This is a genomic window from Bacillus licheniformis DSM 13 = ATCC 14580 (genome assembly GCF_000011645.1).
In the GTDB taxonomy this organism is placed as follows: Bacteria; Bacillota; Bacilli; order Bacillales; family Bacillaceae; genus Bacillus; species Bacillus licheniformis.
In genome coordinates, this window is the sequence record NC_006270.3 from 892742 (window position 1) to 916500 (window position 23759).

27 protein-coding genes and 1 pseudogene are annotated in these 23759 nt (G+C 47.0%); 19 read left to right on the forward strand and 9 right to left on the reverse strand.

What is annotated here, in order from left to right; translation table 11 throughout:
• Positions 1-42 precede the first annotated feature (42 nt).
• Both TRNA_RS25835 and TRNA_RS25840 read left to right on the forward strand, forming a co-directional pair.
• On the forward strand, positions 43-939 hold the full coding sequence (locus TRNA_RS25835) for a PhzF family phenazine biosynthesis isomerase (protein WP_003179904.1): 897 nt from the start codon (positions 43-45) through the stop codon (positions 937-939).
• Positions 940-1038: 99 nt separating this feature from the next.
• The gene (locus tag TRNA_RS25840; protein ID WP_003179905.1) at positions 1039-1617 is read left to right on the forward strand and encodes a nitroreductase family protein; all 579 of its coding nucleotides are present in this window, start codon (positions 1039-1041) and stop codon (positions 1615-1617) included.
• Positions 1618-1656: 39 nt separating this feature from the next.
• Here the strand turns inward: TRNA_RS25840 and TRNA_RS25845 are convergent, their stop codons facing one another.
• The 4 genes from TRNA_RS25845 to TRNA_RS25855 all read right to left on the reverse strand — a co-directional run bounded on the left by TRNA_RS25845 (position 1657) and on the right by TRNA_RS25855 (position 3796).
• Entirely contained in the window at positions 1657-1851 is a 195-nt protein-coding gene (locus TRNA_RS25845; protein ID WP_003179908.1) for a YfhD family protein, read from the reverse strand.
• Positions 1852-1919: 68 nt separating this feature from the next.
• Complete coding sequence (locus TRNA_RS43135; protein WP_003179911.1) at positions 1920-2033, reverse strand: YfhE family protein; 114 nt, start codon at positions 2031-2033, stop codon at positions 1920-1922.
• A 66-nt stretch (positions 2034-2099) separates the two neighbouring features.
• Positions 2100-2630, reverse strand: coding sequence for a GNAT family N-acetyltransferase (locus tag TRNA_RS25850; protein ID WP_003179913.1), 531 nt, complete (start codon positions 2628-2630; stop codon positions 2100-2102).
• A gap of 266 nt (positions 2631-2896) precedes the next feature.
• Positions 2897-3796, reverse strand: a complete 900-nt coding sequence (locus TRNA_RS25855) for a TIGR01777 family oxidoreductase (protein ID WP_011197673.1) — start codon at positions 3794-3796, stop codon at positions 2897-2899.
• Positions 3797-3864: 68 nt separating this feature from the next.
• Here TRNA_RS25855 and recX point away from each other — a divergent pair, with 68 nt between their 5' ends.
• Together recX and TRNA_RS25865 are read left to right on the forward strand one after the other, a co-directional pair.
• Positions 3865-4656: a recombination regulator RecX gene (gene recX / locus TRNA_RS25860; protein WP_003179917.1), complete on the forward strand. Its 792-nt coding sequence runs from the start codon at positions 3865-3867 to the stop codon at positions 4654-4656.
• A 4-nt stretch (positions 4657-4660) separates the two neighbouring features.
• Positions 4661-4975 (forward strand): YfhH family protein, encoded by a 315-nt coding sequence (locus TRNA_RS25865; RefSeq protein WP_003179919.1) that lies wholly within the window; start codon positions 4661-4663, stop codon positions 4973-4975.
• Between the two features lie 30 nt (positions 4976-5005).
• Here the strand turns inward: TRNA_RS25865 and TRNA_RS43140 are convergent, their stop codons facing one another.
• Together TRNA_RS43140 and TRNA_RS25870 are read right to left on the reverse strand one after the other, a co-directional pair.
• Positions 5006-5176 carry a YpzG family protein gene (locus TRNA_RS43140; RefSeq protein ID WP_003179922.1) on the reverse strand — a complete coding sequence of 57 codons (171 nt, stop codon included), beginning with the start codon at positions 5174-5176 and terminating at the stop codon, positions 5006-5008.
• Positions 5177-5202: 26 nt separating this feature from the next.
• On the reverse strand, positions 5203-5352 hold the full coding sequence (locus TRNA_RS25870; protein ID WP_003179924.1) for a small, acid-soluble spore protein K: 150 nt from the start codon (positions 5350-5352) through the stop codon (positions 5203-5205).
• 131 nt (positions 5353-5483) lie between these two features.
• Between TRNA_RS25870 and TRNA_RS25875 the strand changes: the two genes are divergently transcribed.
• From TRNA_RS25875 to TRNA_RS25895, 4 genes are all read left to right on the forward strand, one after another.
• On the forward strand, positions 5484-5753 hold the full coding sequence (locus TRNA_RS25875) for a YfhJ family protein (RefSeq protein ID WP_003179927.1): 270 nt from the start codon (positions 5484-5486) through the stop codon (positions 5751-5753).
• Between the two features lie 704 nt (positions 5754-6457).
• Positions 6458-7417, forward strand: a complete 960-nt coding sequence (locus tag TRNA_RS25885; protein WP_009329019.1) for a glycosyltransferase family 2 protein — start codon at positions 6458-6460, stop codon at positions 7415-7417.
• Positions 7386-7787, forward strand: coding sequence for a GtrA family protein (locus TRNA_RS25890; RefSeq protein ID WP_003179929.1), 402 nt, complete (start codon positions 7386-7388; stop codon positions 7785-7787). The genes TRNA_RS25885 and TRNA_RS25890 overlap by 32 nt, the downstream gene beginning before the upstream one ends.
• The gene (locus tag TRNA_RS25895) at positions 7784-10369 is read left to right on the forward strand and encodes a YfhO family protein (protein WP_009329017.1); all 2586 of its coding nucleotides are present in this window, start codon (positions 7784-7786) and stop codon (positions 10367-10369) included. The genes TRNA_RS25890 and TRNA_RS25895 overlap by 4 nt, the downstream gene beginning before the upstream one ends.
• Here the strand turns inward: TRNA_RS25895 and TRNA_RS25900 are convergent.
• The gene (locus tag TRNA_RS25900; protein WP_003179931.1) at positions 10366-11349 is read right to left on the reverse strand and encodes a metal-dependent hydrolase; all 984 of its coding nucleotides are present in this window, start codon (positions 11347-11349) and stop codon (positions 10366-10368) included. The genes TRNA_RS25895 and TRNA_RS25900 overlap by 4 nt on opposite strands.
• A 207-nt stretch (positions 11350-11556) precedes the next feature.
• On the opposite strand from TRNA_RS25900, the gene mutY reads away from it, so the two are divergent.
• Positions 11557-12642 carry an A/G-specific adenine glycosylase gene (gene mutY, locus TRNA_RS25905; RefSeq protein WP_003179934.1) on the forward strand — a complete coding sequence of 362 codons (1086 nt, stop codon included), beginning with the start codon at positions 11557-11559 and terminating at the stop codon, positions 12640-12642.
• A gap of 25 nt (positions 12643-12667) precedes the next feature.
• Here the strand turns inward: mutY and TRNA_RS25910 are convergent, their stop codons facing one another.
• Complete coding sequence (locus tag TRNA_RS25910; RefSeq protein WP_003179936.1) at positions 12668-12892, reverse strand: hypothetical protein; 225 nt, start codon at positions 12890-12892, stop codon at positions 12668-12670.
• An 82-nt stretch (positions 12893-12974) separates the two neighbouring features.
• Here TRNA_RS25910 and fabL point away from each other — a divergent pair, with 82 nt between their 5' ends.
• The 10 genes and pseudogenes from fabL (at position 12975) to TRNA_RS25960 (ending at position 22462) form a co-directional block, all read left to right on the forward strand.
• Complete coding sequence (fabL, locus tag TRNA_RS25915; protein WP_003179938.1) at positions 12975-13727, forward strand: enoyl-[acyl-carrier-protein] reductase FabL; 753 nt, start codon at positions 12975-12977, stop codon at positions 13725-13727.
• A gap of 83 nt (positions 13728-13810) precedes the next feature.
• A pseudogene (locus tag TRNA_RS25920) lies at positions 13811-13960 on the forward strand (gamma-type small acid-soluble spore protein); the annotation flags it as partial.
• A 167-nt stretch (positions 13961-14127) separates the two neighbouring features.
• Positions 14128-14373 (forward strand): YgaB family protein, encoded by a 246-nt coding sequence (locus TRNA_RS25925; protein ID WP_003179940.1) that lies wholly within the window; start codon positions 14128-14130, stop codon positions 14371-14373.
• Positions 14374-14536: 163 nt separating this feature from the next.
• The gene (locus TRNA_RS25930; protein WP_003179942.1) at positions 14537-15067 is read left to right on the forward strand and encodes a nucleoside tri-diphosphate phosphatase; all 531 of its coding nucleotides are present in this window, start codon (positions 14537-14539) and stop codon (positions 15065-15067) included.
• Between the two features lie 75 nt (positions 15068-15142).
• Positions 15143-16885, forward strand: a complete 1743-nt coding sequence (locus TRNA_RS25935; RefSeq protein ID WP_003179944.1) for an ABC transporter ATP-binding protein — start codon at positions 15143-15145, stop codon at positions 16883-16885.
• A 130-nt stretch (positions 16886-17015) separates the two neighbouring features.
• Complete coding sequence (locus tag TRNA_RS25940; RefSeq protein ID WP_003179945.1) at positions 17016-17996, forward strand: ABC transporter ATP-binding protein; 981 nt, start codon at positions 17016-17018, stop codon at positions 17994-17996.
• Positions 17993-18949: an ABC transporter ATP-binding protein gene (locus TRNA_RS25945; RefSeq protein ID WP_003179948.1), complete on the forward strand. Its 957-nt coding sequence runs from the start codon at positions 17993-17995 to the stop codon at positions 18947-18949. The genes TRNA_RS25940 and TRNA_RS25945 overlap by 4 nt, the downstream gene beginning before the upstream one ends.
• Entirely contained in the window at positions 18946-20544 is a 1599-nt protein-coding gene (locus TRNA_RS25950; RefSeq protein WP_009329016.1) for an ABC transporter substrate-binding protein, read from the forward strand. The genes TRNA_RS25945 and TRNA_RS25950 overlap by 4 nt, the downstream gene beginning before the upstream one ends.
• Positions 20545-20557: 13 nt before the next feature.
• Positions 20558-21559 (forward strand): ABC transporter permease, encoded by a 1002-nt coding sequence (locus tag TRNA_RS25955; protein WP_009329015.1) that lies wholly within the window; start codon positions 20558-20560, stop codon positions 21557-21559.
• Positions 21560-21571: 12 nt separating this feature from the next.
• A complete protein-coding gene (locus TRNA_RS25960) occupies positions 21572-22462 on the forward strand; it encodes an ABC transporter permease (protein ID WP_003179955.1) in 891 nt (296 codons plus the stop codon).
• A 29-nt stretch (positions 22463-22491) separates the two neighbouring features.
• Here TRNA_RS25960 and TRNA_RS25965 read toward each other — a convergent pair whose 3' ends face one another.
• Positions 22492-23562, reverse strand: coding sequence for an FUSC family protein (locus tag TRNA_RS25965; RefSeq protein WP_003179957.1), 1071 nt, complete (start codon positions 23560-23562; stop codon positions 22492-22494).
• Positions 23563-23759 lie beyond the last annotated feature (197 nt).

The following is a 23759-nucleotide window of genomic DNA, read 5'->3' on the forward strand; positions in this document are numbered from 1 at the left end:
TGATTGGAAGGGAAGGATCGAATCGACAAATGGGGGATCAAAATGAAGCCAATTGAAGTATTAAGATATGACGCATTTTCAAAGACTGCGGGTCAAGGAAATCCGGCGGGCATCGTGCTTGAAGCAGACGGGTTGACCGATTGGGAGATGCAGAAGATCGCTGAACAGGCAGGCTATAATGAAACGGCTTTCCTGCTGCCGAGCGAGTCGGCCGACATAAGGATCCGCTACTTTACGCCGGGCCATGAAATGAATTTATGCGGACATGCGACTGTTGCTTCTCTTTATGCGCTTTTGGAAAAAGGCGCGATTGAAGCTGGCGCGGAGCTGAAGGTCGAAACAAAAGCGGGCGTCCTTTCTGTGTATACCGCCTCAGACGGCAATCGGCGTTTTTTGGTGACGCTGGAGCAGGCGCCCCCGTGTTTTCAGTCTTTCACAGGAAGCAGAAGCCAATTGGCGGAAGCGCTGGGGATCAGCGAAGCGGACTTTCATGAAGCATTGCCCGTTGTTTATGGAAGCACAGGTATATGGACATTGCTTGTGCCGGTGAGAGATTTGGCCGCAATCCGCAGGATGAAGCCCGTTCAAGCTGAATTTCCGAACGTTTTAACCGAGATGCCGCGAGCATCTGTCCACCCGTTTTGCCTGGAGACGATCCATCGGGATTGCCAGCTTCACGGCAGGCATTTTTCATCGCCTTATTCCGGAACGAGCGAAGATCCTGTCACAGGAACGGCATCAGGAGTGATGGGCGCTTATATGAAAACGTTCGGAAAGGAATTCTGTGAAGAGGGCCAGACTGATTTTCAGATCGAACAGGGCCAGGAAATGGGGAAAGACGGAAAAGTGAAAATCGAAGTTGCGGAACAAAACGGCATCATGAAAGTGCGCATGACAGGAACCGCTGTATTTGCTGAAAAGCAAAGCTTTGAAGTGTAAACAAACACCGCCTTTTTTAGCGAGTGGAGATCATTGCAAACGCCAGCAGTTAACATTATAATCAACAATGATAATCATTTTCATTAAGGGGGCGGCCACATGAACGACACGCTAGAAATCCAAAGTATTCGCGATTGCGTCAGAAATAGAAGAACGATTCGAAAGTTTAAACAGGATCCGGTGCCGAAGGAAGTGGTGCTGGAACTCTTGGAAGATGCGATTTATGCTCCGAACCACAAGCTGACAGAACCGTGGCGATTCATTTATATCGGGACGGAAAACGGGAAAAAGAAGCATGCCGACAATTTAAAAGCGGCGTTTAAAGAGCTCAAGCCGAATATGCAGGAAGAACAAATCAATAAGTTCAGGGAGCATATTCTCAGCGTTCCGGCTTTTCTCTTCGTTATTATGAAAGAAGACGAAAACGAACGGGTCAGACGGGATGATTTTGCAGCCGTCAGCTGTTTAATCCAAAATCTGCAGCTGCTCGCTTGGGAAAAAGGCATCGGCATGGTATGGAAAAGCGGGGAAGTTCTCTCTCATGAAACACTGCACAGGTTAATGGGACTGAAGCGCGATGAGCAGGTAGCAGCTCTCTTGCAGATCGGATATCCTGCGGAAATTCCTGAAGCGAAGCACAGGACGCCGGCCGCACAGCTTTTTACCGAATTAACTTAAAGAATGAGGCCCGGAACGTCGAATCCCGGGCCTCGATTATTATTTTGACTGCCGCTTTTTCGCGCGCTTATCAGCTGCCTGCATGCGGGCTTGTGCTTCGCGGTCATCCTGATCGGCGAGTTCTGCTGAATATTCCTCATACACTCCGTCAGCTTCTCGCTTATACTGATCAGGAACTTGAGGGAGTTTTTGCTTGTTTTTATCCCGGTTTTTGTGGATTGCATTTCTGCCCATATGATCACTCCTCATCAATAATCGGCCGGTCAAGCCTTATTGTTCGCTGATCAGGCTCCCGCTATGCATTACGATTTTTCCCTTGCGGCGCGCTCTGCCATTTTAAATTCGCGCGAATATCTGACTTCCTGCGTCTTGTTCAGAGTGGATTTAAAACGTTCGCGTTTTTTCTTGTCAGCCATCTTTTAAGCCTCCTAAAAACCTAAGTTATTCACAGGCTGTCCGTTTCCGCGGCATTTATACAAGTTTTAAGCTTCTTTTAACCGGCTGTTTTCCTCCTCGAATGTTCTCATGCTGTACAGCGTGTACAAATCTTTCGGGATTTCATACAGGTGAAATGTATCGCTGCCGGCCCAGTCAAGATCAGTCTTGACGGCATATGGGAGCTTTTCCGCGGCTTTGAGGGAGCGCATATTTGTTTTTCTGATTTTCATAAAAACGGCTTCAATTTGCTTTTCATAAAAAAGCTCGCAAAAAAACGCGTCTTTCGCCCGCTGGTTATAGCCTTTTCCATGGTAAGGCTTGCCGAGCCATGTGCCGAGGAAGCCTTTTTGCTCTTCGATTTCATACAAGCTGATGCAGCCGATCGGGTTTTCCCATTCATCAAGTATTGTTCGCGATATCAGCTTTCCCTGTTCTTCCTCTTCAATCATGTTTTTGACATGAAACATATACTCTTCAATCGTCTCCGCTTTATTTCTGACAAAAGGGAAGACATCCGGATGAATCATCAGTTCAAAAAGTGCATAGCAGTCGGTCAGTTCCCGTTTCTTCAGCATGGCAGCCCCTCCTTAGTTTGAGGGCGGCTTTTACAGCAGAACGGGACGCGTGAATCCACCCTCGGAATTTTTTAATTAGCGGAAGCAGTTGTCCGCGTATCTTGCACATCCATTAAAAAATTCGGGGTGGGAATCGAACCCACTAAAACCAGAGATCTGGTGGCGCACCATTTGCCTTCCCTGTACGTGTATGCTGCTAAAAAGATACTTACATTTTACGCAGCTGGGAAAGGAAAAGCTACAAGGATTTTGCCGGAAAACGCCTTTTATGCCAGAAGGTTGTGCAGGGCATCTTCCAGATCGGGATATAAGAAATGATAGCCGTTCTGAAGCGCTTTTTTCGGGAGGACGCGCTGTCCTTTCAGCACGAGCATGCTCATTTCTCCAAGTACGCCTTTTATCGCAAATTCGGGAACCGGGAGCCAGTGTGGGCGTTTTTCTACTTTCGCGACGGTTTGCCCGAATGTATCCATCTGAACGGGATTCGGTGCCGTGACATTGACGGGGCCGGACATCAGCGTCTGTTCAATCGCAGATAAAATCATGCCGACGGCGTCTTCGATATGAATCCATGGCACCCATTGCCGCCCCGAGCCGATGCGTCCGCCTGCAAACAATTGATAGGGGAGCGCCATTTTCGGGAGCGCGCCTCCGTCTTTTCCAAGCACAAGGCCAAAACGCATCCAGACGGTGCGGATGCCAAGCGCTTCGATTGGTTCGGCTGCCTGTTCCCACAAAGCTGTCGTTCTGCTTAAAAAATCCTCAGCCGAAACTGGAGATTCCTCCGTGAATGTCTGTTCAAGACTGGTTCCGTAAATTCCGACTGCGCTCGCCTGAATGAGGGTGTTCGGCTTCTTCTGAAGACTTTGTATGATGCGGGCCGACTCCTCCACAGAGCGGAGGCGGCTTGTCGCGATCTCCGCCTTCGTTTTTTCATTCCAACGGCCGAAAAGCGATTTTCCGGCTAAATTGATCCAAACATCGATATCGGTCAGATCTTTTTCAGGACGGGCGCCGTTTTTTTGCCAGAGAACGAAAGAAGTGTTTTTTTGTTCGGTTTCGGCCGGTTTTCTTGTTAAAATATAGACGTGATGTCCCCGGGCGGTTAAGGCGTTTGTCAAATGTCTGCCGATAAAACCTGTCCCCCCGGCAATCGCAATCTTCATCATGATTCCTCCCTTTCATGATCATTAACCTTATTGTAAAAGAAGAAAACAAAAGAAGGGAGTTATTTATGCCATATATTACAAAGATTTCTGCCCAGAAAAACAATGAAGAGCGGGTCAATATTTTTCTGGATGAAAAATATGCGTTCAGCGTCGACCTGGACGTGCTCGTCAAGTTTGACCTGCGAAAAGGCAAAGAGCTTGATGAGCTTGATATCATTGAGATTCAATACGGAGACGACGTTAAAAAAGGGTTCAAAAAAGCGCTCGATTATTTGTCATACCGGATGCGCTCGACAAAGGAAGTTCAAGACCATCTTAAGAAAAAAGGCGTCGCAGACTCCGCGATCACAGAAATTCTGCATATGCTTAAAGGTTATAAATATTTGGACGACCGCGAATTTGCGGCTGCATATGTCAGCACCCACAGAAAAACGAGCGGCAAAGGCCCTGATGTCTTATTCAGAGAGCTTAAATTGAAAGGGATCGATGATGAACTGATTCATGAAGCGCTCAGTTCGTTTTCGTTTTCCGATCAGGTCGAGGCCGCGGTCAAGCATGCGGAAAAAGTACTGAAAAAAGAAAAAAAGCTGTCCTCCAAAGAGACGAAGCAGGCCATCGAACAGCACCTTGTCAGAAAGGGTTTCTCCTTCGATGTCATTTCGGCCGCGCTTCAGGAAACCGATTACGAAAACGACGATGGCGCTGAGAGAGAAGCGCTTGAGAAGCAAGGAGAAAAAGCAATGAAGAGGTACGGTTATGACGGATCATACGAAACGAAAATGAAGGTCAAACAGTATCTGTTTAGAAAAGGATTTTCAATTGACTTGATTGACCAATTTTTAGATGAAAAGGGATGAGAAGATGGAGAAAAGATACAGTGAAATGACTGCACACGAACTGCACCAGGAAATTGCGGGTCTGACCGAAAAGGCAAGAAAAGCAGAACAAATGGGGATTGTGAATGAACTGGCCGTTCACGAACGGAAAATCGCGATGGCGAAAGCCTACCTTCTTGATCCGGCCGATTTTAAAGCCGGCAACGTATACGAAATCGAAGATGGGGGCGACGATTTCCATATCCGCTATTTAAACGGCGTATTCGCCTGGGGATACCGTCTTTCGTCACCGGATCATGAAGAGGCTCTGCCAATTTCTTTATTAAAAGAAAAGGGCTAAGACAAAAAGCCTAAACCCTTTTCATAACTGCTATCTTGTCCGGATGCGCGTGTTGCGCTGGAGAATGATGAGGTCCTGAGTCTGCTGCGTTTCTCCGTTCACCTGTGCGCGCGCATGCTTTGTGTTTGCCCATGGCTGCGGATAGTTTTGCGTTTTCATCTGGTTAAAATCGTTTGTATACGGTTTGCGATTTGCACACAACAGAAATCACTCCATCCCAGAAAAGTTTAGCGTTTGCCGGAAGCCCTCATTCTTTCTTGAGGATGAGTATTTGTGCTTCCGTCAGGGCGCTTTGAAGCAAAATCATCTTTGGCCCGGGGCTCGCCTTCAAATTTATTGTTGTTCATGTTCGGAAAGCCTCTTGATTTATTTCGCATCTCTTTTTAGGCTCCTCCAATCAAGTCCATAATATTTGCGTCTTCGGTTCGGAAGACGTAAGGTTAGTATATGAAAAGGACGACGTTTTCAAAAAGAAAGTTTTTTCCTTAGGGAAAGGGGGAAAAGCCAAGTGGAAGAGTACTTTGAAAAACTGACAAATGCGCTTCTTGAAAAAAATCATATGCTGAGCTACGCACAAGCCAGAACATGGGTTGAACTGCTGTGGGGCGATTTCGAGGCGACATTTGCAAAGGCCGGCCACCCGTACAGAGGAAAAGAGCTGACAGAGCGAGTCGTCAAAGAGTGGATTGAGCACTACGGCAGCCAGTTGCATTTATTTCAAAATGACAAGCCTTCTTACCAGGATCTGTTCTCCGGAGCCCGCGGGCTGCTTCATTAAGCATTGCTTTAGAAGGAAATGATGCATTGTCTGACTGTGCCGCCTGGCACTGGCCTTACTGGATGAGGACGGTAAGGGCACACTAAAACAGGTGCGCTCCGCGTCAGCAAATATAAAGAAAATGAAGCGGCTTTCGCGCCGCGAGGTCAAATCGTCCGGTTAACGAACTGTGAAAGAAGAAAGCTTTTTCCTCCGCTTGCAGAGAGAGCCGAGCAAGAGCAGAAAAGCTCTCCTTCGGGCGGCAGAAAACATGTTGCCGTTTTGCGGAATGGGAAAGTGAAGCTGTCATGCGAAAACGGCCGGCGGCGGAGCCAGATCCGGTTTTCGCCCGATGACAAAGACTTGCTCCCTTTTGCCCGAACATATCAAGGAAACGGATTTGATTGCGGCGGCGGGGTTTGGCCCCTAACAATCAGTCCTGATGCAAGTTCTCTTGCGGCTGCTTTGGTTTCGGGGAAGATTGAACTTATGTGAAAAATGTCGCAAAAGGAAAAATTGTTATGTTGCCCTGATTGAAGCTAAAGGAATATCATTTTTTTACCACTTGTTCATAGATGTCTGATATAATGACAAAATAATCTTGTAGAAAATAGTACAGCGTGCCCACAGTTTTCCTTTTGTTGTGTGGGAAGCGGCTAGATGCAAGTATCCTGCCAAGCGGATGCCGGATGCAATTTTATTATGTCCAAAAGAGGTGCCTTTAAGTGAAGAAAGGATTCGTTTCAATCATTATTCCTTCATACAATGAAGCAAGCAATATTAAATTGATTTATGAATCGTTAAGGAACGAATTTCAATCCATTGATTATGATTATGAAATTTATTACATAAATGATGGAAGCACTGATCGAACATTGGAGGAAATTAAAAAACTAGCCGAAAAAAGCGAGCATGTGAAATATATTTCGTTTTCACGGAATTTCGGCAAGGAGGCAGCCATCCTTGCCGGTTTTCAGCATGCCCGCGGCGATGCTGTTGTGGTGATGGATGCGGATTTGCAGCACCCGACATACCTCCTGCACGATTTTATTAAAGGGTATGAGGAAGGCTATGATCAAGTGGTCGCCCAGCGCAACAGAAAGGGAGACAACCCCGTGCGCTCCTATTTGTCATCCCTTTATTACCGCTTTATCAACAATGCGGTAGAGGTTGATTTAAGGGACGGCGTCGGCGATTTTCGTCTTTTAAGCAGAAAAGCCGTTAATGCGATGCTGAAGCTGAGCGAAGGCAACAGGTTCTCAAAAGGGCTGTTTTGCTGGATCGGTTTTGACCAAAAGATTGTTTATTACGAGAACGTCGAAAGGAAAAACGGAAAATCCAAGTGGTCGTTCCGCCACTTGTTGAACTATGGAATCGACGGGATTGTGTCGTTCAACAACAGACCGCTGAGAATGTGTTTTTACGCCGGTATTTTTATCCTTTTTCTATCGCTTATTTATATCGCGGCCACATTCATCAGGATCTTAAAATACGGTGTGATTGTTCCCGGCTATTTTACGATTATTTCCGCCGTCCTGTTTCTCGGCGGCGTTCAGCTTCTCAGCCTCGGAATTATCGGCGAATACATCGGGCGCATTTATTATGAGACGAAAAAGCGGCCTCATTACTTGATACAGGAGGCAAACATCGCTCATGGAGAAACTCATGAAAATCGTGAATCCTGAATTTATTCGCTTTGCCGTTGTCGGTGTAGTGAATACTTTGAATTACTATGCGGTTTATTTGCTGCTGCATGTTTTGCTTCAGTTGAATTATATGGTTTCGCATATTGCAGCTTTTTTCGTCAGCCTTGTGATTTCCTTTTTTCTGAACTGCTATTTTACTTTTAAAATCAAGCCGACGCTGGCAAAGTTTTTGCAATTTCCGCTGACACAGCTCTTTAATTTGACGGTATCTTCTTTGTTCGTCTACACGTTTGTGAATTTTTTCAAGATGAACAGTGAGGCAGCTCCGCTTGCCTCCATGTTTTTAACCGTTCCTCTGACATTTTTAGTGACAGGGAAGATTTTGAAAAAAGACAGGGGAAGAGTATGAAGAAAACAGTTTTTCTATTTGTGATCGCAAGCATTGCAGTTTCCGTGGCCGCCCATTCTTTTTTTCTGTATGAATGGGCGCATGACCGTTATATGACGGGGAACGGCGACGGACTTGCACAAATGATCATTTTTAAGTCGTTTCTTTTTGAGCAATACAAACAAGGGAACTTCTTTTATTCGTATTCTTTCGGTCTCGGGGGCGGCATCTACAGCCAGCTCGGCTATTATTTCACGACTTCTTTTGTCTTCATCGCTTCATTCGCGGCCGTTTTTCTGATGCAGCTTTTGCATTTGGCCGGGGATGCGGATCCTTTGTTTTGGGCGCAGGCCGCCGTATTCATCAGTGTCATCAAGCTCAGCCTGATCATTTTAGCGGCAGCGTATGCGTTAAACGGTATGGTGAAAAACAAGCTTGCCGCCTTTACGGGTGCGGTTTTGTATGGCACATCGGTAATCTATTTCAGGCACACGGTGTTCTGGGAATTTTTCAGCGACGCCATGCTGTGGCTGCCGCTGCTTGTCGCCGGAGCTGAGAAAGTCATCAGAGAAAAGCGGACAGCACTGTTTATTACCGCTTGTTCTTTGACGCTGATCAATAACTTTTACTTTGCCTATATCAACTTGATTTTCATTGCGATCTATATCATCTTCCGCTGGCTGATCAGGCTTGACCCGGAAAAGGAGGCGCCGAGGTGGAAACAATTCAGAATGTTCGCCGCTTCAGGCCTGATTTCTTTCGGAATCAGCGCGATTTCCTTTGTGCCTGCAGTTTACGGCTTTTTAAACAATTTGCGGCCGCCGTATGACCAGGCTGTCGCTGTATACGATCTGACGGACAACATTCTGTTTTCCAGCCGCATTGTCTTGCTGCCGGCTGTCTTTATGCTGTTCTTGTTCGCATTTTCCTTCTATAAAAATAAAACGTTCAGGCTGTTTGCCTCAATCAGTGTGCTGCTTGTGCTTCTGCATTACAGCCCGCTTGCGGCAAGCGCATTCAACGGTTTCTCCGCTCCGCAGAACCGCTTTGAATACCTGCTCGCTTTTACGATCGGGGGAGCGGCGGCCGCAGGAATGACCGAACTGAAAAACATCAGGCGGAAAGAGATGATATGGTCTATCCTGCTTGTCCTTCTGGTTTATATCGCGGTCATTTGGCGGAAAGACTTGGATTTATCACTTATGCAAAATTGGAGCATTATTGTGCTTCTGTTCCTGACAATCGCCATATTTACGGCGGCGGGGTTTCAATATAAGAAATCGCAGCTTTTTTTGCACGTCTGCATTTTATTATCGTCCGTCCTCGTGGCGAACACGTATCAAAAGTATGTTCTGTCTGAGTCAAGCGGCATTAAAAACGTCACGAAAAGCTATTTGACCAGCAATGAGTACAATGGCGAAGAACAGCGCCGCCTCCTGAACAACATTCGAAAAGACGATAAGGGTGACCCCTATACAAGGATCGACTGGATGAACGGCGTCCGCAACAATACTCCGCTGATGCAGGATTTTAACGGCTTCAGCGCCTACTCAAGCATTCTCAATCGCGATCTTCTTCTGTTTTATTGGGAAGACCTTCAAATCGATATGGGAAGGGAAAGCGTCAGCCGCTACGCATCGATGGGCGACCGGGCCAACTTGTACAGTCTGCTGTACGGCAAGTATTACATGACGGAAAAAGACAATGCCGCCAATGTTCCGTACGGGTTTATTCAAACGGATGAATCAGAGCACTACACAGTTTATAAAAACAAATACACCTTGCCGTTTATCCGGACGGCGCGAACGTTGTTTACGGAAAAAGCTTTAGCAGATGCGCCAGTTTTAGCGCGGGAGCATGCGATGCTTGAAGGAATCGTGCTTGAGAATGGCGGTAACGGAAAAGAGCAGCCGCCGAGCGTTCCTGATTTGATGAAGCAGACGAAGCTGAAAACCGAGGGGGCGAGCTATCATAACGGCTTCCTCGACGTCACCGCTGAAAACGGAGGCATCGATCTCATTCCCGAAGGCGGGGTTCCAAAAGAAGGCGACTATTATGTCGGATTTTATTTAAAAAGCCTTGCAAAAGACCAGTTCTTCAACTTGCGGGTCAATGATTATGTAACATCAAGAAAGTCAAACCAGTCGATTTACAAAACAGGTGTTTACGATTTAACGATCAGGGTGCCGAAAACAGATAAAATTTCAATCAGGCTGCCAAAAGGGAAATATCAATTGGACCATTTGAGGCTGCACCAGGAAGACTATCAATTGCTGAAAAAAGCCGCCGCCAAAAAAACGCCGGCCGCCGACTTGAACTGGCGGAACAATCAAGTGTCCATCAGCTTTGACAATCAAAACGGAGACCGCTACATGGTGCTGCCGGTTCCGTACGAAAAAGGCTGGGAAGTCACTGTAAACGGAAAAACGCAAACCGTTCAAAAGGCAAATTACGCGTTTATTGGAATCCCCATCGAAAAAGGGAAGAACAACATCCGTCTCGTTTATTACCCGCCGTACTTCAAAGCTACCTTGGCGGTTACAGTCATCAGCCTCATCATCGGAATCTGGTACAGCAGAAGGAGAAAAAAGCTTGGCTCTTAAACAGAGCCAAGCTTTAATTTTTTTTGAAGTTTTTCCTCGCTGAAAATCCATCCGGTATAGGAGGTGATTAATTCGAGCGTGTCCCTGTCGATGTGTGCGATCGCCACGAAAGGGTAGTGTCCTTTGCTGCGGTATCGCAGATCGATAAAGCGGACTTCGTAATGATCCTTATACGTATCGATCTCCCATTTGTAAACCGGTGAGAACGAAAGAAACGCCGAAATGTTCTTATCCTGTTTCGCCGCTTTCATCACATCCGTATCCGGTAAAGGCACCCTGTTGAATGTGTCGACGATCACGACGTTTCCATCCATGCTCCGTCCGACGTAAAAAGCCGATTTTGCTTTGACGGCGATTCGCCATTGCCTGAATTTCATCGTAGGCGAAATAATGATTTCTTCAATATCATCGATTTTTTCACGGAGCTCATGCTTGATTTTCCTCTGCATGAAATACCTCACCAGATAATAACCGGCCAAGACGATGTAAAGAGCCAAAAATGTATAGCCTTGATGCGCGCCTGCCAGCCAAAAGGCGATGGCTATGAGATGGCTGACGAAAATAAACGGATCAAATGTATTAATCAAGCCGAGCGCTACCCATTTCCTTGAAAACGGTCTGACCGCCTGTGTCCCGTATGCGTTAAAAATATCCACGAACACATGAAGCGCGACCGCGGCAAGGGTCCAAAGCCACAGGTGAAGCAGATTGGCTTCGGGATAAAACAGCATGAGAATGCCCGGAATCATCAGCGACCAGGCGAGAACAGCGGGGATGGAGTGGGTGAATCCCCTGTGGTGCCTAATATAAACAGCGTTGTTTTTCAATTTCAAAACGGTATCGATATCCGGAGCCTGAGATCCGGCGATTGTCGCAATCATCACGGCTTGAGCCATTGATGGGTCCATTCCGACAACTGGATCAAGCGTCGCGATGCCTCCGAGTGCAACGCCCATGACAACATGTGTGCCAGTATCCATTGGTGACCTCCCCTAATGGTGCTAGAAAATCATTTTTATTTTCCAAAAACAGAACGAACGATGGACCTTGCCTGAAATATTTAACGCTTTTGCTTTCTTCACTTTTAATGTAACATGTTATCGTATATGCATATAGTTTACAACAAAAAGCCGAAGTAACAAAAGATCGGTATGCAAATGTGACGTGCACAGGCAAGGAGAAGTTTCATGATGGATCTGCAAAAGAAATTAGAGCAAAAAAACATCAAACAATTTCAAGAAGATTTAATTTCTTGGTATGAGCAAGAAAAACGGGATCTGCCTTGGCGCTCAGACAGCGACCCTTATAAGGTGTGGGTGTCGGAAGTAATGCTTCAGCAGACGAGAGTGGACACGGTGATTCCTTACTTCAACAACTTTATCGAAAAGTTTCCGACCGTGGAAGCGCTCGCTGAAGCCGACGAAGAAAAAGTGCTTAAAGCCTGGGAAGGACTGGGATACTATTCAAGGGTTCGGAACTTGCAGAGCGCTGTCAGGGAAGTTCACGAACGATACGGGGGTGTGGTCCCTCCTTCAAAAGAGGAATTCGGCAGCTTAAAAGGCGTCGGCCCTTATACAAGAGGCGCGGTGCTGAGCATCGCCTACAATCAGCCGGTCCCCGCGGTAGACGGAAATGTCATGCGGGTCATGTCACGGATTCTTTCCGTATGGGATGATATTGCAAAGCCTAAAACCAAAACCCTGTTTGAAAAAATTGTCGAAGCGTTTATTTCTGAGGAAAAACCGTCCGAGTTTAACCAGGGGCTGATGGAGCTGGGCGCTGTCATCTGTACGCCGAAATCGCCATCATGCCTTCTCTGCCCGGTCCGAGAGCACTGTTCTGCTTTTGCAGAAGGCTGTGAAAAAGAGCTTCCGGTTAAAAGCAAAAAGAAAAAACCTTCGGTAAAAACCCTTGCAGCTGTCGTCCTGACTGATGAAGAAGGATACATCTATATCCATAAAAGACCGGCATCAGGTCTTTTGGCAAACCTTTGGGAATTCCCAAACACAGAAACGCAGAAAGGCCTGAAGTACGAGCGCGAGCAGCTTGCGGCGTTTTTGAAAGAAGAGGCCGGAATAGAAGCTGAAATCGGTCCGCTCGAAGGAGTCGTAGAGCATGTGTTTACACACCTTGTCTGGAACATTTCTGTCTTTTTCGGGAAAACTCTCGATCAACCGGATGATTCATACTTTAAAAAGGTCACGAAAGAAGAGCTTGCTGAATACGCCTTCCCGGTTTCGCATCAGAAAATATGGAATATGTATATGAAATAGGCAGCTTGACTGTGCATGCTGCCCGTTAGTCGTACTGGATGGTGGTGCCGTGCGTATAATCGGCTTCCTGGCGGCACAGTCCGCCTCTTGCTTGAATTTCTTTCACAACCTCCAGGTACTCGGCATGCCCTTCTTCATTGAGAAATGGCATGATTTGCTGGAAGGCGCGGTGAAAATAGAGAAGCTCCGCATCTTTCCACTCGTTTTTCGGCGTGTGGTCGAGCTCGCTCATATCGCGTCCTACGTACATAAGGCGAATGCCTCCTTTTTGATCGTGTTATGAGCTATTTTTTATCAGATTTTCAATCACTATACTAGGAGATGAATGACAGATGGAACAAAGAAAATGTGCCCTTATTACAGGAAGCAGCCGCGGCGTCGGCAAAGCAGCAGCGCTGAGGTTTGCCGAAAACGGCTACAATATCGTCATCAACTATGCTAGAAGCAAAAAAGCGGCCCTTGAGACGGCTGAAGAAATCGAAAAGCTCGGTGTCAAAGCATTGGTCGTCAAGGCGAATGTCGGACAGCCGGCGAAAATAAAAGATATGTTTCAGCAAATCGAGGAGGCGTTCGGCAGACTGGACGTGTTCGTCAACAATGCTGCATCCGGCGTATTGCGCCCTGTCATGGAGCTTGAGGAAAGCCATTGGGACTGGACGATGAACATCAATGCGAAAGCTCTGCTATTCTGCGCGCAGGAAGCGGCAAAGCTGATGGAGAAAACGGGAGGCGGCCACATTGTCAGCATCAGCTCGCTCGGTTCAATCCGTTATTTGGAAAACTATACGACAGTAGGCGTTTCAAAAGCTGCGCTTGAATCATTGACGAGATATCTTGCCGTAGAGCTTGCGCAGAAAAACATCATCGTTAATGCGGTTTCGGGAGGCGCGATTGATACAGACGCCCTGAAGCATTTTCCGAACCGCGAAGAGCTTCTGGAAGATGCCCGGCAAAATACGCCTGCCGGCCGCATGGTAGAGATCAGCGACATGGTCGATGCGGTGGAATTTTTAACGTCAGGGAAAGCGGACATGATCCGCGGACAGACGATCATTATTGACGGCGGCCGTTCACTGCTCGTATAAATTTTTCGCGTTCAATGAATAGGATATCACCCTCCTGCACAATCTAATGGTCGTGGAGGTGATATACAATGGCTAACCAACAATCCAAAACAAACGCACAAAAAGTAAGACAACAAAACCAAGCTTCTGCACAAGGTGGTCAGTTCGGCACTGAATTTGCCAGCGAAACTGACGCGCAGCAAGTAAGACAAAATAACCAACAAGCTGAGCAAAAAAAACAGCAAAACAGCTAATCACTGAAACAGGAAAAAGCACTTCACCATCGGATGAGGTGCTTTTTTCTTTTTGTTCCGACAAAACTTCCGAATCTTAGCCAGAATCAGTCAAAGGACATCCGGCATGTATAGAGAAATGATACTTAGGCAATAAATGGAGTAGAGCATAGAATGGAGGATCCCGAATGCCGGAATTTGAAAATTTGGTTCAGGGGCAGATGGAGATTATGGATAAGCTGTTGTATCTGCAAGCGGAGATTGAAAGATGCCAGAAAATTGAAAAAGAACTGGCTGCCCTTGAAAAGAAAGCCCAGCTTTTATCGATCCGGGAAGATATATCCCAGAAGCGGAAAGATCTTGCTCAGATTCAGGATTTGTTCCAAAAGCAGACGGAGCAGGTGATTCAGGCTTATCAAAGAATCGAGGCATGAGCCTCTCTTTATCGTTTTTTAGAAAAGAGCCATTCCTGTTCGGGAGTGGCTCTTTTATTTTCATTTTTTATTTTCAAACGTTATAATAAATAAAAGAACTGTCGGACAGGCGATGTGACACACTGACTTGTAAGGCTTTTGCAAAGAAAGTAGGGGAGAAAACATGGGCTTTCCCAAGGAAGGAGAAACCATTCAAATTCATAGCTATAAGCACAATGGGCAGATTCATCGGATTTGGAACGAAACAACGATTTTAAAAGCAACGGAATTGTGCATCATCGGCGCCAATGACCGGACAATGGTCACGGAATCTGACGGCCGGACATGGGTGACGCGAGAGCCCGCCATTTGTTATTTCCATGCAAAGCAGTGGTTTAACGTCATCGGCATGCTTCGTGAAGACGGGATTTATTACTATTGCAACATCAGCTCGCCGTTTGCTTTGGACGATGAAGCCATCAAATACATCGACTATGATTTAGATGTAAAGGTCTTCCCGGATATGACGTATCATATTCTTGATGAAGATGAGTACGCGGATCATAAAAAGGCGATGAATTATCCGAAGGAAATCGACGGCATTTTAAGGTACCACTTAAATACGCTGCTGCATTGGATACACCAAAGAAAAGGCCCGTTTGCATCTGAATTTATTGATATTTGGTATGAACGGTATTTGCATTATACAAAATAATCCTAAAAAACCTGTTGAGGCCAACAGGTTTTTTGCGGTGTACTCACACATCAAGATATAGAGGGGGGAAGACGTGTGGGGGTAATCAGAAGGTACATGGAATTTGTGAAGCCGTATAAATGGAAAATCGTTTTGACGGTTTTAATCGGTATTATTAAATTTTCTATTCCGCTGGTCATCCCGCTTCTGCTGAAATACGTCGTGGACGACATCATCCAGGGGAGCGGGACTGCTGAGGAAAAAACATCCACATTATTCATGGTAATGGCGGTTATGTTCGCCATTTTTTTGGTGCTTCGGCCGCCTGTCGAATATTACCGTCAGTATTTCGCGCAGTGGACGGCAAGCAAGGTGCTTTATGATATCAGGGACAAGCTTTTTGCGCATATACAAAAGCTGAGCCTCAGGTATTATGCGAACACCCGCGCAGGAGAAATTATTTCAAGGGTCATCAATGATGTCGAGCAGACGAAGGAATTCGTCATCATCGGATTGATGAATGTATGGCTTGACGTGATGACGATTTTTATCGCCATCGCCATTATGATGACGATGGACGTGAAGCTGACGCTTATTTCGATCGTGCTGTTTCCGCTTTACGGACTGTCTGTTAAATTCTTCTACGGCAGGCTCAGAAAGCTGACGAGAGAACGTTCCCAAGCGCTGGCCGAAGTGCAGGGCCATCTTCATGAAAGGGTTCAGGGAATGCCTGTCATCAGGAGTTTTGCGATCGAGGATTATGAACAAAAGCAATTTGATCACGAGAACGGGAATTTTCTCGGTAAAGCAATCCGCCATACGGCCTGGAATGCCAAAACCTTTGCCGTCGTCAATACGGTTACAGACCTCGCTCCGCTGATCATCATTACGGTTGCAGGTTATCATGTGATTCACGGGAACCTTACTGTAGGAACGATGGTGGCGTTTTTCGGATATATCGAACGCCTCTACAACCCGCTGCGCCGCCTGATCAATTCCTCGACAACATTGACGCAGTCGATCGCATCAATGGACAGGCTGTTTGAATTTATTGATGAACCGTATGATTTAAAAGATAAGCCCAATGCTGTAAAAGCAGAGCGATTAAAAGGGATTGTTGAATTTAAAAACGTTTCCTTTCAATACGAAAAATCGGAGGAAATGATTTTGCAGGATCTTTCTTTGAAAGCCGAACGGGGCGAAACGGTTGCGCTCGTCGGGATGAGCGGAGGCGGCAAATCGACGCTTGTCAGCCTCATTCCGAGATTCTACGATGTCTCAGCCGGAAGCCTGGAGATCGACGGCATCGATGTGCGCGATTATGAGGCGCGAAGCCTTAGAAACCAAATCGGCATGGTTCTCCAGGATACGTTTTTATTCAGCGAATCGGTACGCGAAAACATATCGATCGGGAATCCCGAAGCTTCGATGGAAGACATCATTGAAGCGGCAAAAGCTGCGAATGCCCATGATTTTATTATGGAGCTGCCGCAAGGCTATGATACAAAGGTCGGAGAAAGGGGAGTCAAGCTGTCCGGAGGCCAAAAACAGCGGATATCAATCGCCAGGGTGTTCCTGAAGAACCCGCCGCTCTTAATTTTGGATGAAGCGACGTCAGCGCTTGACCTTGAAAGCGAGCACTATATCCAGGAAGCGATGGAAAAGCTCGCGAAAGACCGGACGACCTTTATCGTTGCTCACAGACTGTCGACGATTACCCACGCTGACAAAATCGTTGTCATCGAAAACGGACGTGTCGCGGAAATCGGCACACATGACGAACTAATGAGCCGCGACGGGCACTATAAGCATTTATTCACCATTCAAAAATTAAACTAAAACCGCAAAAAGCCTGACTTTCGTTTGAAGCTGAACGGATGTCAGGCTTTTTCTTTCCCCGCAAATTTCGTACATATTTCCTATCTCGTTTAAATACAATTTAAAAAATACAAGCTCCGGAGGTGTATAAGTGACAAAAGAAAAATTGCTTGAAGTATCGGATTTATCGATTTCGTTTCAAAAGAAAAAGTCCGAAACCCCGATTGTGCAAGGCGTTTCTTTCGATCTCCATCCCGGAGAAATCATGGGAGTCGTCGGAGAGTCCGGCTGCGGCAAAAGCGTCACCTCTTTGGCTTTAATGGGGCTGAACGCAAACACCCGGACGACGGGCCGGATCAAGTTTCAAAACAAAGACCTTCTCATGCAGTCTGAAAAAGAATGGAGACAGATGCGCGGCAATGACATCGCGATGGTTTTTCAAGAGCCGATGACCTCCCTCAATCCCCTTTTTACAATTGGCGATCAACTAACAGAAGCACTCTCCAGCCATACCAATATTCATAAAAAAGAAGCAAGAAGAAAAGCCGTTCAAATGCTGGATACCGTCGGCCTGCCGAGGACGGACCAGCTGATGAAGCAATATCCCCACGAACTGTCGGGAGGCATGAGGCAGCGGGTCATGATCGCAATGGCATTAATTTGCGAACCGAAACTGCTGATTGCCGATGAACCGACAACAGCTCTCGACGTCACCATCCAGGCTCAGATTCTGTCCCTTTTGAAAAAAATGAATGCCGAATTTAACACAGCCATTCTCCTTATTACCCATGACCTTGGCGTCGTTCACAATACATGTGAACGCGTGATGATCATGTATGCCGGGCGGATCGTTGAAGAAGGCGGTGTCACCGCTGTTTTTGACAGCCCGAAACACCCCTATACAAAAGGCTTGTTCGCCTCTATTCCGGCATTCACAGGCAAATCCGAGCGTCTGTCTTCGATTGAGGGGCAGGTGCCGAAACCGGGGTCGATAAAAAAAGGCTGTATGTTTGCGCCGAGGTGCCCTCATAAACGCGAACGCTGCGTAGAGGAGGAGCCTGGATTGAACAGGCTGGCGGATGACCATGCTGTAAGCTGCTTTCTCTACGAAGAGGAAGGTGCTTTCACATGAATCATGAACTGCTGAACGTCCAAGAGCTGAAAACGTATTACCGCGTGTCCCGCAAGAAAATCGTCAAAGCGGTCGATGATGTTACACTGTCAGTCAAAAAAGGCGAAATCGTAGGGATCGTCGGGGAATCCGGCTGCGGAAAATCAACCTTGGGAAAATCGATACTGCGGCTGACCGAACCGACTTCTGGAAAGGTGACGTTTCTCGGGCGGGAGATGACCGGCCTTGATGCAAAACAGCTTCGCAACATGAGAAGGCATATACAAATGATTTTTCAAGATCCGTACGCTTCATTGAATCCGCGCATGAAAATAAAAGATATTTTGGAGGAACCGCTGATCGTTCATAAACTCGGAACGAAGGCGGAAAGGAGAGAAGTCGTTCGCTCGATGCTTGAAATTGTCGGTCTTGATGCTTCATACGGCGACCGATATGCACACCAATTCAGCGGCGGCCAGAGGCAAAGGATCGGTATTGCAAAAGCGCTGATCACAAAGCCGAAATTAATCATTGCCGATGAGCCTGTTTCCGCGCTTGATGTATCCGTTCAGGCGCAGATCTTAAATCTGCTGTCTGATCTGCAGGAGGCATTCAATTTAACGTTTCTGTTTATTTCGCATGATCTCGGGGTCGTCCGCTATATCAGCGACAGGGTAGCCGTGATGTATTTCGGAAAGATTGTCGAGATGGCGGACGCCGACTCTTTATTTAGAGAACCGAAACACCCCTATACAGAAACACTGTTAGCGGCAGTACCCGTCATCGGCAAAGGAGAGGCGGTTCATACGGCGCCGGATATTGCCGCGCCCCGCATGAGTGAAAAGGGCTGTCCTTTTTACAGCCGATGCATGAAGCGGGCGGACGTCTGCCTTGAAGCGGAGCCGCTTCTTGAAGAGACTGCGGACGGGCATTATGCTGCATGCCATTTTACCAATAAGGAGGCTGTACGATGAAAAAGAAAAGCTGGCTGATCTGTTTGGGAATGATTCTGTCTGTTTCCGCTTTTTTAATGGGATGCTCCGGTAACGAAAGCGGAAAGAACGACGGAGGGACGAACGGCGGAAAAGATACGCTGATCATCGGCAGAGGAGGTGATTCGACATCGCTTGATCCGATCACAACGACAGAAGGCGAAGCGTTTAAAGTGACGATCAATATGTTTGAGACCTTGCTGAATTACGGGGAACAAGACACAACGCTGAAGGAAGGCCTCGCGGTGAAATGGGACGCTTCAGATGACGGTTTGACCTACACATTGGAGCTGAGAAAAGGCGTGAAATTCCATGATGGAACGGATTTTAATGCAGAAGCCGTCAAATACAATTTTGAGCGGTGGATGAACGGGGATGAAGAAAAATTTCCTTACTACGGCATGTTCGGAGGCTATAAGAAAGATGAGGGGCACGTCATCAAAGACATAAAAGTTCTCGACGACCATAAGATTCAGTTCATTTTAAAACGCCCGCAAGCGCCGTTTTTAAAGAACCTTGCCATGACTTCTTTCGGGATTGCAAGTCCTGCCGCCATTGAAAAATACGGCGAAAAATTCAGGGAGCACCCCGTCGGCACTGGCCCTTACAAATTTGTCGAATGGAAGCCGAACGACCGGATCGTCCTTGAGAAAAATGAAGACTATTGGGATCAAGGCAAACCGAAATTGCAGAAGATCATTTTCAGAGCCATTCCTGAAAACTCAGCCCGCTTAAATGCATTGAAGACGGGCGAAATCGACCTAATGGATGGCGTCAATCCGTCTGATATCGAAAGCATCAAAGCAGACGCCAATCTGAAAATATTTGAAAGGCCTTCAATGAACGTCGGGTATCTCGGAATGACAACGACGAGAAAGCCATTTGACAATAAGCTGGTCCGCCAGGCGCTGAACCATGCTGTCGATAAACAGGCGATTATCGACTCCTTCTACGGAGGTCTCGCTGAATCTGCAAAAAACCCGCTTCCTCCGTCGCTCGAAGGGTACAACGACCAGGTTAAGGAATATCCGTATGATTTAAAAAAGGCAAAAGAACTCTTAAAAGAAGCCGGCTACCCGGACGGGTTTAAAATGAAGCTTTGGGCAATGCCGGTACCGCGGCCGTATATGCCGGACGGTATGAAAATAGCCGAAGTGATTCAATCAAGCTTTGAAAAAATCGGAGTCAAAGCGGAAATCGTCACTTACGACTGGGCGACGTACTTGGATAAGGTGAGCAAAGGGGAAGCTGATGCGTTTTTAATGGGCTGGACCGGCGACAACGGAGATCCGGACAACTTCATTTATACGCTGCTTGATAAAGATAATATCGGCGGTAACAACTATACGTACTTCAGCAATGATGAGCTTCATGACATCTTAATCGAGGCGCAGTCAGACCCTGATCAAAAGAAAAGAAATAAACTGTATCAAGATGCGCAGGAGCTCCTCCATGAAGAATCGCCTTGGGTTCCGCTTGTCCATTCCACGCCGATTTTGGCCGGTTCAAAAGATATCGACGGATATGTTCCGCACCCGACAGGGAGTGAAGTATTGTCCGGCGTAGAGTTTAAATAGGTGGTGACAGCCATTGCTTGCGTACTGTTTAAAACGGACGGCCATGCTGATCCCCGTTCTCATCGGCATGACATTGGTCGTTTTTTCGATCATCCGCTTTATTCCCGGCAACCCCGCCCAGGTTATTCTCGGCCAGAGGGCGACAAAGGAAGCGGTGCAGCAGCTGACCGTCCAGCTCGGCCTTGATCAGCCGTGGTATATGCAATATGCCAGATATATAGGGGATTTGCTGAAAGGGGATCTCGGGACATCAATCCGCACGGGAGCGGCGATTACGCAAGAAATAAAGCCATATTTGTTCGCCACTCTCGAACTTGCCTTTTTCGCGATGCTGATCGCAGTGTTTGTCGGCGTGAATGCCGGAATCATCAGCGCGTGGTTTAAGAACTCGGTATTCGACTATATCGCGATGCTGGTGGCTTTAATCGGCGTGTCGATGCCGATTTTTTGGCTCGGTTTGATGGGCCAGTGGTTTTTTTCGATCGAGCTCGGCTGGCTGCCGACAACAGGAAGGGAGAATGTCAGAAATCCGGTCGAAGCCATTACGTACATTCATACATTGGACACCCTTTTGCACGGAAGATTTGATCAGTTTGCAGAAGCCATCCGCCATTTAATTCTGCCGGGAACGGCTCTTGCCACCATTCCCGCAGCGATCATTGCGAGAATTACGAGAGCCAGCATGATAGAGGTGCTGCAGTCCGATTATATCCGCACGGCAAAAGCAAAAGGCGTGCATATGTTTTTCGTCATCTATAAGCACGGTTTAAAAAATGCATTCATTCCGGTATTGACCGTCATCGGCCTGCAAACCGGACTGTTACTGGGCGGCGCAATTTTAACAGAGACTATTTTTGCCTGGCCCGGCATCGGCCGGTACATTTATGATGCGATCAGCTACCGCGACTACCCGGTTATCCAATCGGGCATCCTCGTGATCGCCTTCATCTTCGTCATGATTAACTTCATCGTTGATCTGCTGTACGCCGTCATCGATCCGAGAATTAAATATTAGGAGGCGGGAAACATGGTTGTGCTTCAAAATGAACAGCAGAGGGAGGACGTGAAGGTGCGTTCGCCTTTGGCGGAACATATTCGGCGGTTTTTTGAGCATAAATTGGCTGCCGCCGGCACGATTCTAGTCGCGCTGTTTATCCTGCTAGCCATCTTCGCGCCGCTCATCGCACCATACGGAATAAACGACCAGTCACTGTCAGACAGGCTCGCCGCTCCGTCTGCGGAACACCTTTTTGGCACGGATGACTTTGGCAGGGATATTTTCTCTAGGGTGCTTTACGGCGCAAGGCTGTCTTTATGGGTCGGCTTTTTCTCCTGTTTGGCATCGGCCTTGGCGGGGACGCTGCTAGGGCTGATCGCCGGTTTTTACGGCAGATGGGCTGATGCATTGATTTCACGGCTGTTTGATATCATGCTCGCGTTTCCGAGCATTCTGCTGGCGATCGCCATTGTAGCGATTCTGGGGCCTTCTCTTGAAAATGCCCTGATTGCCATCGCCATCATCAACGTTCCGACGTTTGGCAGGCTCGTTCGTTCAAAAGTGCTCAGCATCAGGCAGGAGGAGTATATCTTATCAGCGCGTGCTGTCGGGATGTCCAATATAAGGCTGATGTTTAAACACATTCTCCCCAACAGCATGGCCCCGGTTATCGTTCAAGCGACGCTGAATATTGGAACCGCGATTATAGAAGCGGCCGCGCTCGGATTTTTAGGGTTGGGGGCGCAGGCGCCGAACCCCGAGTGGGGAAAAATGCTTGCGGATGCCAGGCCTTACTTGGCGCAGGCTCCATGGACATTGTTTTTTCCGGGATTTGCGATCATGCTGACCGTTCTCGGCTTTAATCTGATGGGAGACGGCCTGCGCGACACCCTTGATCCGAAAATGAAGGAAGGAAAATAAAAAACCGGTTAACATATTCGTTAACCGGTTTATTCTTCCTCAACTTCAAGCTCGCTGTCTTTTTTGTGGTACGTCTGAAAGCTTGAGAGCAAGGTTTCCAAATGCTCAAGCTGTTCTCGGTATTCTACAGTGCTCGCCATAATGGTCAGCATATTGTAGTCCAACAGTTCTTCTTTTAATTTGTCCTGGTTTTTCAGGAATGATTCGGTCAAGTGCTGTTTGTACACGTCTCCTTCTTCGTGCAGGTCGACGTGATCCTGCGTTTTGATCCTGCCGACGAATCTCATTAAAATTCGTTCGTGCCAATGGAGGAGATAATCGAGCTCTTCGACCAGCGTTTCTTGAAATTCTTCAGGCATGTGATAAAACTCGTTTTCAAGCCGGTGCAGCTTTTTCAGGGCATCAAGCGCACGGTTGGATGCAATGATCGCCTGTCTGAACAGCACGAGCTTTCGCTGTTTTACATATGTGGAACGTTTTAAATAGCTTCTTTCTTCTTTGTAGAGCAAGTAAAGGTGGTCAACCTTCATCATTTTTTCTTTCAGTTTTTCAATGTCTTCTTTCAGCATGGAATGTTCCGTTGTCTTCCGCGTCAACAATCTGATCCATTTAATGACTTCATCTGTATTTTCAACAATATGGCTGACGAGCTTCGTTTCATATTTAGGCGGCAGAAAAATCAGGTTGACCAAGAACGCAGACAACACGCCCAAAATAACCGTTCCGGTTCTCACCAAAGCAAACCATAAAAAGTTGTCGCCGGAGCTCTCCAGTATGGCAATAACGGTGACAAGAGCGATCGAAATCGTGTTCTCGATCTTCAGCTTCAAGTTGATCGTAATGACGATTACCGCCGTCAATCCGATGATGATCGGACTGGGTTCAAAAATAAGTCCAAAAATAATGGCTGTGGCTGCTCCGATAATGTTCGCCTGCACTTGATCGACAATCGTCAAAAATGAACGATAGATCGAAGGCTGGATCGCGAAGATAGCCGCGATTCCCGCGAAGACAGGAGTCGGAAGGCCGAGCCAAGACGCGAGGTAAAGCGCAAGCGTAATGGCAATGCCTGTTTTGAAAATACGGGCACCAAGTTTCATTAGGCTGTACTTGCATCCCTTTCTATAATAAAATTCGTTCTTTACAGAAAATGAATTGTAGTGAACATTCCCTCTCTGTTAATTTGCCAAACAATAAAGTAATATACAGCGATCTTCCGAAATATTCAACCCATTTTTAAGAAAAAACAAATCATTGACAAAAAAGAAAGACAAGCCGGCGGAAAGTGCCTGTTCAC

Coding starts and splice junctions, on each gene's coding strand:
- TRNA_RS25850 (WP_003179913.1), bottom strand. CDS start 2,630: ATGCTGAAGAAACGGGAACTGACCGACTGCTATGCACTTTTTGAACTG.
- TRNA_RS25910 (WP_003179936.1), bottom strand. CDS start 12,892: ATGTACGTAGGACGCGATATGAGCGAGCTCGACCACACGCCGAAAAAC.
- TRNA_RS25870 (WP_003179924.1), bottom strand. CDS start 5,352: ATGCGAAATAAATCAAGAGGCTTTCCGAACATGAACAACAATAAATTT.
- TRNA_RS25845 (WP_003179908.1), bottom strand. CDS start 1,851: ATGGGCAGAAATGCAATCCACAAAAACCGGGATAAAAACAAGCAAAAA.
- TRNA_RS25835 (WP_003179904.1), top strand. CDS start 43: ATGAAGCCAATTGAAGTATTAAGATATGACGCATTTTCAAAGACTGCG.
- TRNA_RS25960 (WP_003179955.1), top strand. CDS start 21,572: ATGGTTGTGCTTCAAAATGAACAGCAGAGGGAGGACGTGAAGGTGCGT.
- TRNA_RS25950 (WP_009329016.1), top strand. CDS start 18,946: ATGAAAAAGAAAAGCTGGCTGATCTGTTTGGGAATGATTCTGTCTGTT.
- TRNA_RS25865 (WP_003179919.1), top strand. CDS start 4,661: ATGGAGAAAAGATACAGTGAAATGACTGCACACGAACTGCACCAGGAA.
- TRNA_RS25965 (WP_003179957.1), bottom strand. CDS start 23,562: ATGAAACTTGGTGCCCGTATTTTCAAAACAGGCATTGCCATTACGCTT.
- TRNA_RS43135 (WP_003179911.1), bottom strand. CDS start 2,033: ATGGCTGACAAGAAAAAACGCGAACGTTTTAAATCCACTCTGAACAAG.
- TRNA_RS25925 (WP_003179940.1), top strand. CDS start 14,128: ATGCCGGAATTTGAAAATTTGGTTCAGGGGCAGATGGAGATTATGGAT.
- TRNA_RS25840 (WP_003179905.1), top strand. CDS start 1,039: ATGAACGACACGCTAGAAATCCAAAGTATTCGCGATTGCGTCAGAAAT.
- TRNA_RS25930 (WP_003179942.1), top strand. CDS start 14,537: ATGGGCTTTCCCAAGGAAGGAGAAACCATTCAAATTCATAGCTATAAG.
- TRNA_RS25890 (WP_003179929.1), top strand. CDS start 7,386: ATGGAGAAACTCATGAAAATCGTGAATCCTGAATTTATTCGCTTTGCC.
- TRNA_RS25895 (WP_009329017.1), top strand. CDS start 7,784: ATGAAGAAAACAGTTTTTCTATTTGTGATCGCAAGCATTGCAGTTTCC.
- fabL (WP_003179938.1), top strand. CDS start 12,975: ATGGAACAAAGAAAATGTGCCCTTATTACAGGAAGCAGCCGCGGCGTC.
- TRNA_RS25855 (WP_011197673.1), bottom strand. CDS start 3,796: ATGAAGATTGCGATTGCCGGGGGGACAGGTTTTATCGGCAGACATTTG.
- TRNA_RS25900 (WP_003179931.1), bottom strand. CDS start 11,349: ATGGATACTGGCACACATGTTGTCATGGGCGTTGCACTCGGAGGCATC.
- recX (WP_003179917.1), top strand. CDS start 3,865: ATGCCATATATTACAAAGATTTCTGCCCAGAAAAACAATGAAGAGCGG.
- mutY (WP_003179934.1), top strand. CDS start 11,557: ATGATGGATCTGCAAAAGAAATTAGAGCAAAAAAACATCAAACAATTT.
- TRNA_RS25945 (WP_003179948.1), top strand. CDS start 17,993: ATGAATCATGAACTGCTGAACGTCCAAGAGCTGAAAACGTATTACCGC.